Source organism: Chryseobacterium sp. MEBOG06 (assembly GCF_021869765.1).
In the GTDB taxonomy this organism is placed as follows: domain Bacteria; phylum Bacteroidota; class Bacteroidia; order Flavobacteriales; family Weeksellaceae; genus Chryseobacterium.
The window spans coordinates 2,629,116-2,643,187 of the sequence record NZ_CP084580.1; the positions used below are offsets into that span (position 1 = coordinate 2,629,116).

Annotated in this window: 12 protein-coding genes and 1 pseudogene; 9 read left to right on the forward strand and 4 right to left on the reverse strand. The window is 36.8% G+C overall.

Annotation, left to right across the window (positions count from 1 at the left end; all coding sequences use genetic code 11):
- Positions 1–52 precede the first annotated feature (52 nt).
- Complete coding sequence (locus tag LF887_RS12055; RefSeq protein ID WP_236859446.1) at positions 53–994, reverse strand: type VI secretion system baseplate subunit TssG; 942 nt, start codon at positions 992–994, stop codon at positions 53–55.
- Between the two features lie 376 nt (positions 995–1,370).
- Between LF887_RS12055 and LF887_RS12060 the strand changes: the two genes are divergently transcribed.
- From LF887_RS12060 to LF887_RS12100, 9 genes are all read left to right on the forward strand, one after another.
- Positions 1,371–2,162, forward strand: coding sequence for a S1/P1 nuclease (locus LF887_RS12060; protein ID WP_236859447.1), 792 nt, complete (start codon positions 1,371–1,373; stop codon positions 2,160–2,162).
- A 321-nt stretch (positions 2,163–2,483) separates the two neighbouring features.
- Positions 2,484–3,350 (forward strand): RNA polymerase sigma factor RpoD/SigA, encoded by an 867-nt coding sequence (locus tag LF887_RS12065; RefSeq protein ID WP_002979276.1) that lies wholly within the window; start codon positions 2,484–2,486, stop codon positions 3,348–3,350.
- An 81-nt stretch (positions 3,351–3,431) separates the two neighbouring features.
- On the forward strand, positions 3,432–4,004 hold the full coding sequence (locus LF887_RS12070) for an Imm26 family immunity protein (RefSeq protein WP_236859448.1): 573 nt from the start codon (positions 3,432–3,434) through the stop codon (positions 4,002–4,004).
- Between the two features lie 95 nt (positions 4,005–4,099).
- Positions 4,100–4,759, forward strand: coding sequence for a hypothetical protein (locus LF887_RS12075; protein WP_236859449.1), 660 nt, complete (start codon positions 4,100–4,102; stop codon positions 4,757–4,759).
- Between the two features lie 59 nt (positions 4,760–4,818).
- Complete coding sequence (locus tag LF887_RS12080) at positions 4,819–5,331, forward strand: hypothetical protein (protein WP_236859450.1); 513 nt, start codon at positions 4,819–4,821, stop codon at positions 5,329–5,331.
- Positions 5,332–5,339: 8 nt separating this feature from the next.
- Positions 5,340–6,143, forward strand: a complete 804-nt coding sequence (locus tag LF887_RS12085; protein ID WP_236859451.1) for an alpha-ketoglutarate-dependent dioxygenase AlkB — start codon at positions 5,340–5,342, stop codon at positions 6,141–6,143.
- Between the two features lie 12 nt (positions 6,144–6,155).
- Positions 6,156–6,656, forward strand: coding sequence for a GNAT family N-acetyltransferase (locus LF887_RS12090; RefSeq protein WP_236859452.1), 501 nt, complete (start codon positions 6,156–6,158; stop codon positions 6,654–6,656).
- A gap of 31 nt (positions 6,657–6,687) precedes the next feature.
- Positions 6,688–7,806, forward strand: coding sequence for an FAD-dependent monooxygenase (locus LF887_RS12095; RefSeq protein ID WP_236859453.1), 1,119 nt, complete (start codon positions 6,688–6,690; stop codon positions 7,804–7,806).
- A 79-nt stretch (positions 7,807–7,885) separates the two neighbouring features.
- Positions 7,886–9,919 carry a S9 family peptidase gene (locus LF887_RS12100; RefSeq protein ID WP_236859454.1) on the forward strand — a complete coding sequence of 678 codons (2,034 nt, stop codon included), beginning with the start codon at positions 7,886–7,888 and terminating at the stop codon, positions 9,917–9,919.
- 206 nt (positions 9,920–10,125) lie between these two features.
- Here the strand turns inward: LF887_RS12100 and LF887_RS12105 are convergent.
- From LF887_RS12105 to LF887_RS12115, 3 genes and pseudogenes are all read right to left on the reverse strand, one after another.
- Positions 10,126–12,899: pseudogene (locus LF887_RS12105) on the reverse strand (multicopper oxidase domain-containing protein).
- 104 nt (positions 12,900–13,003) lie between these two features.
- A complete protein-coding gene (locus LF887_RS12110; RefSeq protein WP_236859455.1) occupies positions 13,004–13,477 on the reverse strand; it encodes a DUF3347 domain-containing protein in 474 nt (157 codons plus the stop codon).
- 121 nt (positions 13,478–13,598) lie between these two features.
- Positions 13,599–13,979, reverse strand: coding sequence for an HYC_CC_PP family protein (locus tag LF887_RS12115; RefSeq protein ID WP_236859456.1), 381 nt, complete (start codon positions 13,977–13,979; stop codon positions 13,599–13,601).
- Between the last annotated feature and the right edge of the window lie 93 nt (positions 13,980–14,072).

Genomic DNA, 14,072 nt, shown 5'->3' on the forward strand with positions numbered 1-14,072 from the left:
GTTTCTTTTCGAATTTATACTTTGTTGGTAATTGTAAATATAATAAAATAAATTAGAGGAACGTAGAGTATCCAAGGCGGCTGGCATTTCTTTCATCATCTTCAAGACTGAAAGAATATTCCTCCTTTTCTGTAACAAAATTCTCTTCCACATCCACTGTTACCGGAAGAAAATAGTCGTACAGCGTCTGAAGAACTTTTCTGAACGGACTTCCCGGGATGTATCTTTTCATTTCCTCATAAGGAATGGGGCCTATATTGACTACCCAGTTCCGCTGCCCGTCCATATGCCTGCCACTTGGAATATAGGTGACCCCTAATCGTGAGTTTCCCAACAGCATAGAATCATCATTTTTCTCTATCCCATCAATAATATTGGGCGAAAAACTAACCTCCACCGGTACCTGAAGAAAGGCGGTCATACATCTCTCAAACCATTTTTTATCTCCTCTGATCTGATGAAAAAACGGCAGAATATGCATGAAAATATAGGCATTATGCTTATCCAGCATCTTGATCAGCGGCAAAAGTTCACTTACCGTTTCCAGCAGTGAATCTGTATTGCTTGTAATGTCATATTCCGACTCTTTAAGCAATGCGCTGATCTCCGTAAAAAAGACTTCCAGCTCAAAAGGACGGAAAAACTTCCGTGCATCTTCTTCTACCCTTTTCTGCTTCCGGATTTCCCTTACTACAGTATCCACATTTTTTCTGGAAGCTCCAAGTGAAGGTGGATGAAACAGCCCTTCCGGAAGATAATCATAAATACCCTCCCTGTAAGTTTCCAGCGTAAATACTTCTTCATCAAATCCCAGATAACTGCTTGAAATACTTTTAATATCCTTCAGGTAAGCACGGTCGTTTACTCCGACACGCTCAATGAATATATTGCTTACTGCCCGATGATATTTTAAAAGGTTAACCGCCACTGCTTCAGCCTTATAATCTGTCTGCAGCTTATTGTAATGCATATCTACAATATTATTCTCATACATAGTGTTTCCTGTGATTATGACTTGTAAAGATAATATATCTCGCAAGTTTGAAAAAATATTTCATTAATAATTTATCCTAAAAGTACTAATTTATTAATATTACCCGGAAAAAAATCAATTAAATTCCGTGAAAATACGGTAATGAGCAGGAATGTTCAACGTTCTAAATTGAAATTTTCAAGCTTTTTGAGTCATTATTTTGCATTTACCGTCCTTTACTATATACACTCGTAAAATTCTTCCCAAACCTAGTAACAATTCCCTATCTTATTTAGATTAATTTTTATTAACATCATATTATAGAATAAAATCAAGATAATTAACGCACATTCCGAAAGTGGGACGTATCTTTGCAGACTGAAAATTGTTATTTAAAATGAAAAGTATTTATTCTAAAATTCTGATTTTAGCATTCATTTCCTCTTCGCTTTATTCTTATGCATGGGGACTTACCGGACATAGAGTAATTGCAGATATTGCACAGAACCACCTTTCCGGAAAGGCAAGAAGAGAGATCAAAAAAATAATGGGCAGGGAACGCCTTGCTTATTGGGCTAACTGGCCAGACTTCATTAAATCTGATACTACAGGAACATGGAAACAGGCTTCATCATGGCACTATGTAAACATTGATCCACAGACTGACTTTAAAGCTTTTGAAGAGAAATTAAAAGCACAGGCAGGACCAAGTCTTTACACACAGGTTAATACCCTATCCAGCCAGATCAAAGACAAAAACACTTCTGAAAAAGACAGAAAAATTGCTTTGATCTTCCTTATTCACATTATGGGAGACCTTGCACAGCCTTTACACGTGGGAAGAGCTGACGATTTGGGAGGAAACAAAATCAATGTAACTTACTTTGGCGAGAAAACCAACTTACACTCAGTTTGGGATGGAAAATTAGTTGATTCTCAAAAATACAGCTATACTGAGTATTCTAAACTTTTAGATATTAAATCTAAAGAAGAGGTAAAGCAAATTCAATCGGGAACAGTAGAAGACTGGTTATACGATTCTCACAAAATCGCAAACAAGATCTATGCACAGACTCCTAACGATTCAAAATTATCTTACGACTACCAATATAAGTTTAATGATACAATGGAAAGACAGCTTCTATACGGAGGTCTGAGACTGGCAAAAGTATTGAATGAACTTTTTTAATTGAAAGTTAAAAGTTATTTCAACATAGAAATTATAAAACGGGACTTCGGTTTCGTTTTTTTTTGCTCAAAATTTTAAAATTACAGAGGGTAAAATTTTGTTTAAAATACCAAATGTCCCTATTTTTTGAAATTAATATCTGTTTTAATTTCAAAAAAAAGAATTAACCATAATGTTTTAATTATCAATTAATTGATGTGTATTCGGAAATTATTAATACCCTTTATCTTATATATTTTACAAAAAAGATTGCATAGTGTGTAACCTTTTCACCTCTTCAAACGTATATTATATAGTAACTCTTTTTTGAGGATAAAATAAATGAGACAATTAAAAATCACTAAGCAGGTTACCAACAGGGAAACTGCTTCATTAGACAAGTATTTGCAGGAAATTGGTAAAGTGGAACTGATTACTGCGGACGAAGAAGTAGAATTGGCACAAAGAATACGTGCTGGCGACAGAGCTGCACTGGAGAAATTAATCAAAGCCAACCTTCGTTTCGTAGTTTCTGTATCTAAACAATACCAAAATCAAGGTCTTTCTTTACCCGATTTGATCAATGAAGGTAATTTAGGATTGATGAAAGCGGCAAAAAGGTACGATGAAACTAGAGGTTTCAAATTTATCTCTTATGCAGTATGGTGGATCCGTCAATCAATTTTACAGGCATTGGCTGAGCAGTCAAGAATTGTAAGGCTTCCGTTGAACAAAATTGGTTCCATCAACAAAATCAATAAAGCATACGCTCACCTTGAGCAGGAAAATGAAAGACCACCTTCTCCGGAAGAATTGGCTGAAGTTCTTGACATGAGCGAGGAAGATATTAAAGAATCTATGAAAAACTCCGGTAGACACCTGTCTATGGATGCACCTCTTGTAGAAGGTGAAGATTCTAATCTTTATGATGTATTACGTTCAGGAGAATCTCCAAGTCCAGATAAAGATCTGATGCTTGAATCTCTACAAATTGAGATTGAAAGAGCATTGAATACGCTGACTCCAAGAGAAGCGGATTTGGTAAGATTATACTTCGGACTGAACGGAAAACACCCAATGACTTTAGAGGAAATTGGTGAGACTTTCGATCTAACAAGAGAGAGAGTTCGTCAGATCAAAGAAAAAGCAATTAAGAGACTAAAACACAATACCAGAAGCAAGATCCTGAAATCTTACCTAGGTAAATAATTTTAGCGTAAAAATTTTTATAGGCGGAGTCTGTTTTCAGGCTCCGTTTTTTATAGGTATCAATATTAAAATATTTTTATAATGAAATCATTAATAAAGCCCAAACCGGGAGATCTGTTCTATATTCCCTCAATCAGTCAATCGAATGAAAATGGATTTGTTATTGCCCGTTATATTGAATTTATTAAACCGAATCTGGGCCATCTTATTGAAGTTTTTGATCATTTTTACACCGAACTTCCAAAAAATATTTCTGATGTAGATACAAGTAAGAAACTATTCCAGCCTATATTTTGCAGCATGCGTTTCTCAGGAATTCCAAGATGGAAAATACTCTTTAATCATCCTGAATATGATAAATCTGAATCAGATTATAAGAATATTGCGTTCAAATTTGATGGAAGTATCTGGATTGGTGGTGAAAGCAGAATAACAGAAAATGAGGAATTACAAAATATGGAACCTTCTATTTGCTGGCGTATGGACCATATTATCTTTAGAGTATTATATCATTTAAAAGGATTTCTGTCTTACGATGAAATTATGAATTACGACAAGATACCTACTGAATACAGGGTGGATAATGAAAGTGCGAAGAAAAAAGTTCTTGAAATCACAAAAATTATAGATAACAAGTTCAGGAGCTGGGGATAAAGAGTTTAAGAATCTAAATTCTATTTCATAAGTTTTTGTAACAAAACTAAAAATGTATTCAACTAATACCTTATAATAGCTTATTAAAAAAAACAATGACTACTCTACCATCTGAAAATAAAATTACTCGAGACAAAAATATTCTTGTTGTTCTACAGCAGGATAATGATATCAATCCGGAGCTTCAATATTTAATGGATCATTTTTGCGGATCGGTTGTCAATAGACTTTCTGATATAACTACTGATGTAAGCAGTAAAAAAATCTATGTTTGCGGAGACCTTAAGAGCCTTGAAGAAAACACTCTGTATTTATCCGTTATAAAAGAACTTTCGGTGAATGATGATAATTATCCTGGAAACTTTTTAAAAACAGTAAGCTTGGGAGAAGTTCCCATTATTATCAGCAATGCCGGAGTTTATTACAGAAAACTGTTTGGTGATGACTATAGTTTCGATACCATTAAATCTCAACACGACTTTCAGGAATTAACAGAGTCTAACAAAGAAGTTAAGGCTTTCAGAAAAGGAATCTACCTGAGTAAAGTTACCAAAGAAATTACCGGGGAAGGAAAAGAAGCTTTTCACTACAACCTTTTACGATGTTCAAGCAATTTAACAGGACCTACCGATAATTTCCGTGAAATTGATACAAATATTATCAACCTTCTGAATGAATGTGTACAGGATACTTTTGAGTACAGCACAGACATGAACCATGCTCTTGTACAGATTTATGAAAATAAAAAAAAGTAACTGATTCTGATAAGGAAGTAAAAGCCAAAATAAAAGCCCATTCCGACAAAACGAAAGATATGCCTAAAGAAGGGCTTATTGCGTTTTGTACGTTCTATGACCGTTCAAATACAGAACAATTAAAACCTTCAGCTACTGACAGGTTCGACTGGTGTTATAAACAGACAAGTGCTTTAACAAGACTTCATTTCAGGTTGAAAAAAACAGTTGAAGACGATTCATTGGAAAAAGAGTTTACCGTTACCTTATATCCAAATTCTGCGTTTTTTATTCCCCTTTCTACTAATAGGCTGTATACTCATGAAATCAGACCTTCAGTTTTGGGCGTTAATCAAATCCCGATAAGAATGGGATATGTAGTCCGCTGTTCTAATGTGGAAGCGATGCATACCGATAATCAGACTTATATAAAAGAAAATGGCCATTATATTAAGCTTGAAGAGATGACCCCGGAACTTCGTGAAGAGCTAAGAAGTTCTTATTATGAAGAAAACAGCACTGAAAACATGATAGAATATGGCAAAGTTCATTTCAGCATGAACTCAGGAGATTATGAGAAACCTATATTTTAATAGAAAAAATGAATAGAAGCGACTTTCAAAAAATACAGCTTCCTTTAGACCGTAATATGTTTATGGATTTATTCCATTCAGCTGAATTTGAGTTAACAGGAAAAGGAAGACTAGGAAATCATCTGGTAAAAGTGGAAGGTAAAGATATCTCAATTGTAAGAACCACGACCCGATATCATATTCCGGCAGCTGCGTTTTCGGAAATTCATGAGAAACTTATTGAACAGATTAATGCAACTCTTTTATCCGAAAATACAGAAATACCGGTACAGTATTTTGACAATGCGTTAATTGAAGTGTATGATTCTACTTACTCCAAGATGGGTTTTCATTCCGATCAGGCTTTAGATTTAGAAAGTAACTCTTTTATAGGACTTTTCTCATGCTATGAGCAGCCGGACGAACTGGAAGATTTTCAGTTGAGAAAACTTGTCGTGAAAGATAAATTAACAGATGAAGAATTTGAAATTATTTTGCACCATAACTCTGTTATTTTATTTTCTGTGGAAACCAACAGAAAATTTCAGCATAAAATTGTGCTGAATACAGCACCTGATCCAAAAAAGGCGGCCAATGATAATAAATGGCTGGGAATTACGTTCCGAAAGTCGAAAATATCTGTTCAGTTCAATAATGAAAAGCCTTATTTTCCTTCCGGAGAAGTATTGACATTAGCGGACAAAGAACAGGAATCAGAGTTTTTTAAACTGAGAGGTCAGGAAAACAGATCATTGGATTTCGTTTATCCCCCTCTGCTGTACACCATTAGTCCGGGAGATATGATACCTCCTGTTGAGAAGAAAAATATTTAAAACCAAACACTTATGAAATATACTACAAAATGGCTCACTGATAAAGCACGTGTAAAAGAACTGGTAGACTTTTTTATCACCCATAAAACTGATTCCTATATTTCCCATGGCGAAATGATGTCCGGAAGAGCGATAGATTCTCATCACTGGAATCCAGATCTCGAAGTGATATTAACAGAGCAGCTCATTACAGATTTTAATTCTGACGGCAGTTCTAAACTGAATATTTTAATTGCAGAAAATGAGAACGGAGAGATTGTCGGAATGATGGTTTTCAATGTGATCAACAGCCCTTTTAAAAAGTATGCGATTTTAGAAGATATGCTGTTGGACCAGTCGGTACGCGGGCAGTCTCTTGGAAGCAAACTTTTGGAGAAAGCCATTCAGGCTTCTAAAGGCTGGAACATAAGCTTCATTTTACTGGAAAGCGGTGTGAACAATCATGGAGCCCATAATTTTTTCAGTAAATATGGTTTTAAAAAAGTATCAGAGAGCTATATTTTAGCGTTATAAGTTTTATATCAACAAGCATTGAATCAATCTCATGAATACCATTTCAATCATCGGAGCCGGAATTGGCGGACTTACATTAGGGAATGTTCTGAAGCAGCATCAGTATGATTTTACGATCTATGAATCTGCTCCTGAAATAAAACCTGTGGGAGCCGGAATAATGATGGCCGTTAATGCGATGCAGGTTTTTGACCAATTGGGATTGAAAGAAAAAATTGAAAACGCCGGTAATAAAATTCACAGAATTACAATAGCCAATGAATCTTTAAGACCTATTTCCAAAACAGAGGTACTTGAACTTGAAAACCAGTACAATTCCTGTAATGTAGCCATCCACAGGGCCGATCTTCAGAAGATTCTGGCTGAAAACTTAAATCCTGATTCTATTAAGCTGGATCATTCTTTAGAAAAAATAGAGAAAAAAGAAAATTACGTCTTAGATTTTAAAAACGAAATTCAAATTGAAAGTAAAATAGTTTTTGGAGCGGATGGTATAAAGTCCCCTATCCGAAAGCAGATTTTAAAAACCGGAATTATCCGAAGCTCAGGCCAGAAATGCTGGCGTGGCCTGCTGGATTTTGATCTGCCGGAGAAATACCATCAGGAGGCCTTCGAAATATGGGGAAAAGGAAAACGGTTTGGCTTTGTCAAACTTTCTGACAAAAAAGTATACTGGTATGCATGTATCAATGAGAATAGCTTTGACAGCTCTTTAAAGTTACGGGATATTTATCATGATTTTGATCCTTTAATTTTAAATATTATTGAAGCCACTGTTGAAGAAAATCTGATATGTAATGACATTTCCGACCTCACTCCTATTCCAACATGGTATTCTGAAAACCTGTGCCTGATTGGTGATGCCGCACACGCCACGACTCCGAATATGGGACAGGGAGCCTGCCAGGCGATTGAAGATGCTTATATTATCGGCAGATTGCTGGAGAAAGACAGGGACTTTAATGCTGTTTTTGAAGCGTTTCAAAATGTAAGAAGGAAAAAGGTGGATTATATTGTCAGTACAAGCCGTAGTATTGGGAAATTTTCTCAATGGGAACGGGGAAATACACTGCGTAACTTCCTGATGAGTATGATTCCTGAGAGCATTCATCAAAAGATGGCAAGAAAAATTATAGAACTGGAAATGTAAAGCTTTGAAAAAATCACCATAAAAAAGAATATGTAAAAAAGTATAATCATCTATTCATCACAATCAAATAACAAATACTATGAAAAGAATTTTTTATGTACTGCTCTTATTGATAGGAGTTAATACGGCAAAAGCGCAGGAAGCTCCATTACTGGACAGGGGGTTATTCTTTGGAAACCCTGAAATTTCGGGAGGACAGCTGAGTCCCGATGGTAAATGGATCTCATTTACAAAAGAATACGGGGGAATCATGAACATCTGGGTAAAAAAGATTGATGAACCTTTTGAAAAAGCACGTCCATTAACAGACAGCAAGCGTCCGATTAATGCCTATTTCTGGTCAGAAGACGGAAAATACATCTTGTATGTAAAAGACAATAATGGCGATGAAAATATGAACGTTTTTGCGGTAGATCCTATGGCAAAAGCAACCAACGGAGTTCCCGCATCAAGAAATATAACACCTCTCAAAGAAGTGGCAGTCCAGATCTATCTGATAAGCAGAAAAGATCCTGACCAGCTGATGATAGGGCTCAACAACCGTGATAAAGCATGGCATGACTTATACTCACTGAAGATTTCTACCGGAGAACTGAAAAAAATCTATGAAAATAAAGATCGTATTACAGGGTATGACTTCGACTGGGATGAAAAATTGAGAGTTTTATCCAAAACAGACGATAAAGGAACTACGACCTTCTTTTATAAAGAGGGCGAGAAGCTAAGCCCTATCTATGAGACACTGGTAACTGAAAATGCATACATTACAAGCTGGAATGAAGATAATTCTAAATTCTACCTGGTTACTAATAAAGGAGACCTGGACAAGTCGGCATTATTCCTGATGGACCCAAAAACAAAGGAAATCACAAAAGTAGAAAGCGATCCTAAAGGCAAAGTAGATTTTGGAGGGTTATTTATGGACAGAAATACCAGAAAAATCATTTCCACTTCTTATACCGGAGATAAAACCGAATATTACTGGAAAGACAAAGCGTGGGAAGCCAACTATAAATTCTTACAAAGTAAATTCCCTGGAAGAGAGGTCAGCTTTGCCAGCTCAACGAATGATTATTCTAAATTTCTAGTCTCCGTAGGAGGTGATAAATATGCTTCCGAAGCTCATTTCTTTGATCCTAAAACCCAACAGCTTATTTTCCAGTATACTCCGAGAGCAGAACTGAAAAAAGTAGAAAAGTATCTGGCTCCTATGACTCCTGTCAGCTATAAAAGCAGCGACGGACTTGAAATTCCTGCTTATCTGACTCTACCCGTGGGGTCAACCGGAAAGAATGTTCCTGTAGTTGTTTTAGTTCACGGAGGCCCAAAAGGTCCCAGAGATTATTGGGGATATAACTCAGTAGTACAATTCTTAGCAAACAGAGGATACGCTGTATTACAGCCTAACTTCAGGGCAAGCGGAGGCTATGGTAAAAAGTTCCAGAACGGAGGAGACCTGCAATGGGGAAAACTGATGCAGGATGATATCACGTGGGGAGTAAAATATCTGATTGATCAGGGAATTGCTGATAAAAATAAGGTTGCCATTATGGGAGGAAGCTACGGTGGATACGCTACACTGGCAGGTCTTGCATTCACGCCCGATGTGTATGCTGCCGGAGTAGATATTGTAGGACCAAGCAACCTGTTTACCCTACTGGATTCAGTACCTGCGTATTGGGAATCCGGACGTGCTTTCCTATACGGAATGGTAGGTGACCCCAGAACTGAGGAGGGTAAGAAACTAATGCATGATGCAAGTCCCCTATTCAGTGTAGATAAAATCAATAAGCCATTGCTGATTGTTCAGGGTGCTAATGACCCCAGGGTAAAGCAGGCAGAAGCCGATCAGATTGTCATTGCACTTCGTGATAAAGGTAAAAAGGTTGACTATATTCTTGCTGATGATGAGGGCCACGGATTCCGCAAACCGGTTAACAGCATGGCTATGAATGCCGCAGCAGAAAAATTCCTTTCAGAAGTCATTGGAGGAAGGTATCAGAAAGAAATGCCTGAAAATGTGGCAAAACGTCTGAAAGAAATGACCGTTGATATAAAAAAGGTGACCTACACCCCAACAGAAAAGAAAAAAACTGCAGAAGCTTCTAAATAAGACATCTGATTTAAATAGAATAAAGCCATCTCAATATTGAGGTGGCTTTTGTTTTGATCCTCTCTATGTTTTGTAATTTTTTTAGACCATAGATTTTCACAGAATAACAAAGATGATTATAATTATTTACAGTTCTTTACAAATAATTGGGTTAAGAAAAAAGACTGCCTCAATGAGACAGTCTTTTTATATATAATGGATTTTAATTAATAGGTAAAAGTAAGGCCAGCGCCCCATCCCATTTCGTTATCATAATTTCCTGAAAGAGATAACCATTTCTGAACGATATATCTCACTCCCGTAGAAAATTCACCATCTGAATTGACACTGAAGTTTCCTCTCAGCCTTCTGGAAAGCGGAATATCTTCTCTGCTCAACTCTAAAAGAACTTTCCCGTTTTGATCTACACTTGCGTCAGCAGTAATCAGCATAGGTAATACATACTGCATCCCGACAATGAATGCAAACTTGTTTTTTGAAGCTTTCTGCTGTCCAAACCAGGTCTTCTTACCATGAAAATCCATTCCCATATCTTCGGCCATCTTTCTTTCCATAATCTCATGATTTTTTTGAACTCTGACTCCTGCATAAGGCAGTGCCCATTGGAATTTCCCTAGGAATCTTCCCACTTTAGCGCTTCCTTCAAAATGATCAAAATTCCAGTTAGAATGAAACTCATTAAGATTCGCCCATCTTGGTCCGAACATCGTCATTGTTTCAGCATGTATCTTATTGCTTGCTACATCCAGCATCGCCATAGAACTGGTCATTTTATTATCCTGAATAAAGTTTTTCCATGCCAGTTTTCTGTTCGGAAGCTGTGGATTCGGTTTAGAATTTTCATAACTGAAAATTCTTCCCATTCCTGCCATCATATGATATAAGATATGACAGTGGAAAAACCAGTCACCATCCTGATTAGCCGCAAACTCTATCGTTACCGTTTCCATGGGCATAATATCTACCACATTTTTCAATGGCGAATATTCCCCTTTTGAATTAATCAGTCTGAAATCATGACCATGAAGGTGCATCGGGTGCCGCATCATAGAGTTATTATACATTTTAATTCTAAGGATCTCCCCTTTTTTGATCATGATCTTGTCCGTTTCTGTAACCGTTTTATTATCTAATGTCCACAGATAGTGGTTCATATTTCCTTCTAAAGTAAACTTTATCTCACGGATACTGTCTGTTGGAAGAATTGTTTTTTCCGGAGATTTTAAAATATTGTACGACAGTCTTTTAATGGTTTTCTCCTCTTTCATATCCATCCCTGAATGCTGAGAGTGGCCCTCTTTTTTCTCTTCTCTACTCTTCACTCCCATCATCTCATTGATGTGCTTTGCAGTAGTTTTTCTTTGGTTTTCAGATAATTCCGGGTACATTACTTCGTTCATATCCATCATCTGATTACCCATTGTCATGTTCATCGGCTTCATATTCCCGCTCATCTCCATCATCCCGTTCATCATTTTCATTCCTTCAAAAAGCATCAGTCTTGGAAGATTGGGAGCTTCCACCTTTTCACCTGCTCCAAGCCAAAGTGAAGCATGCCCTATCCTGTCTTCTGAAGTCGCTCGGAACTCAAAGCTTTTATTCTCAGGTATAGTCACTTCAATATCATAGGTTTCTGAAACCCCTACTATCAAACGGTCAACTTCTACCGGAACTACATCATTACCATCATTTCCTACCACTTTTATTTTTCCGCCGCCGTAATTCAGCCAGAAATAAGTAGACGATCCGCCATTTGCCACTCTTAATCTCACTTTATCACCCGCTTTTAAATTGGAATAGTCTGAGCTGGGAGTCCCGTTAATCAGGAATTTATCGTAATATACATCACTTACATCCATTGCTTCCATCCTTTTCCATTCATTTAAGGCTTTCGTTCCGAAATTTCCGGACTTGATAGCTTCCCAATAACTCTGTACAGCATTTTTTTTCACTGCATACCAGTCTGTATTGGCCATGTGAAGTCTTCGGGCGATCTGCATGGGATCGTCATCACTCCAGTCTCCTAACAGTACAGGAATTTCAGCATTATATTCGGTTTTTGGCTCTCCTTCTCTTTTTTGAAAACCAGAATACCGTTCATTCCTATCTGCTCCTGCAGAGCTTCGTGAGAATGATACCAGTACGTTCCATTTTGAGATACTCTGAACTTATAAAGATGAGTTTCGCCCGGCTTTACAGGTTTAGTAGTAAGATACGGAACGCCATCCTGTTCATTTGGAAGAATGACGCCATGCCAGTGGAGTCCTGTGTTTTCCTTAAGCATATTGTGCAGGTAAATTTCAGCAGTATCTCCTTCCGTAAAATATAAAGTAGGAGCCTGAAGCTTTCCATTAATAGCGAGCGCTCTTCTGTTTTTTCCTGTAAAATTAACAATGGTATCTTTTACATACAGATCATAGCGAACTGTTTTTCCTCCAAAAGTAACTTTCCCGTTTTCAGAATTTCTTTTCAAAACAGACTTTTCTTCTTTCTGAGCTTCAGCTTTAGGCTGATAATTTTCTTTTTCAATAAGATCCATCCCGCATTTCGGGCAGTTTCCCGGTTGAGAGGAAATAACTTCCGGATGCATCGGGCAGGTATAAGAAGCTTTAGCCTGGGATTGAGGATTAGATGGGAATAAAATCTGTGATTTTTGAAGTATTGAAGGCTTTGTAATCTTAGCTTTACTAGGCTCCTGAGTCTTCTTTACTTTTTTTAAATCACTCTTTTTTTCAACTTTGGTTTTATTGATTTTTGTCTCTGCCGGTTTTATTTTGGGCTCTGTTTTGGGTACAGCTTTCACCTGTGGCTGAGCGGCTGCTTTAGGCTTTATAACCACCGTTTTCTTTACCAGAGTCATTTTACACTTCGGGCAGTCTCCTGGTTTTGGAGAGACTACTTCAGGGTGCATAGGACAGGTATAATACGTTTTTGCAGTTTGTGCGAAAGTAAAAACAGAGAATAAAAGAAGCAGAAACATTATTAGTTTTTTCATAATATTTCGAACTTTTTAGAAGCTGTATACCTTAAAGCTAATGATAACTCGAGGTATACAACTCATTATTTTAAAGAATAATACAATAATTATTTAATTTCTGACTTTACACTTCCGCAAGAAAGCATAGATTTCCCGTAGTAAGGGTTGACGATCTGCTTTTCGTCACTTAGCCAGTTGCCGTCTGCCATAGGGCAATACTGTACATAGACTGGATTCTCAGAAACCTTGAACTCTTTGGTCAGCGCAATCATATTGTCTGAAAGATTTAAAAAAGTTTCTCTTTGCGCAGTTACATTTCTTGCGTCAGAAATTACAGAGGCATCTTTTCTAAGAACATTAAGATTTCCCTCAGAGACTAATTTATAATCAATGGTTGAAGCTGTTTTTATAAATTCGTTTGCTGCTTTTGAAGTTTTGTCAGCATCATCAGAAGCCAACGCTGATTTGATTGCGATGTAATTCTGATACAGTTTAGAAACCTGCGCATCCTTTTTAGACTGTGCTGAAAGTGAAATAATTGAGAATAGAGATAAGGCTGCTGTAATGATATACTTTTTCATTGTTTTAAATTTTAGAATTAATTTTTTATAAAGAATAATAAATAGGCAACGCATAGATAAATGCGTCAGGGCATATCGTCTGCAGCAGTATTTTTACACTACCGGAAACGACTGACAGATTCTAAATTCTAAAATTACAATGATTGATGTAGATCGGTACCGGGCGGTATTCGGGCGGTGCATTGATCTGGATCTGAGTAAATTTCGTAGCCGAAAAAGATTTGTCAATATCCGTAAACTGATGTTTCACCGGAATTTCTGAGATTGCACTTAAAAAATCGATTTTAAGAAAATCAGACTTTTGGGAATCATCTACTTTTACTATTTTTATTTCTGTTTTGCAGCATCCTTTTTTATCTTTAACGCCGCATTTTCCGCAGATGTCATCTACTTTCTTACTCACAGAAACAAATTCTTTCATACAATAATGAACGCTGAAAGCTGCTCCGGAAGAAAACCCGAAGTAGAAAATAGAGAACAATATGGCAAGAATCTTTTTCATTGACAGGACAAAGTTAGAAATATCTATGAAACCGTTGTTATAAAATTTGGTATTGTTGTTATAAAATTCCGGAAAACAAAAAAGCTCCCGAAT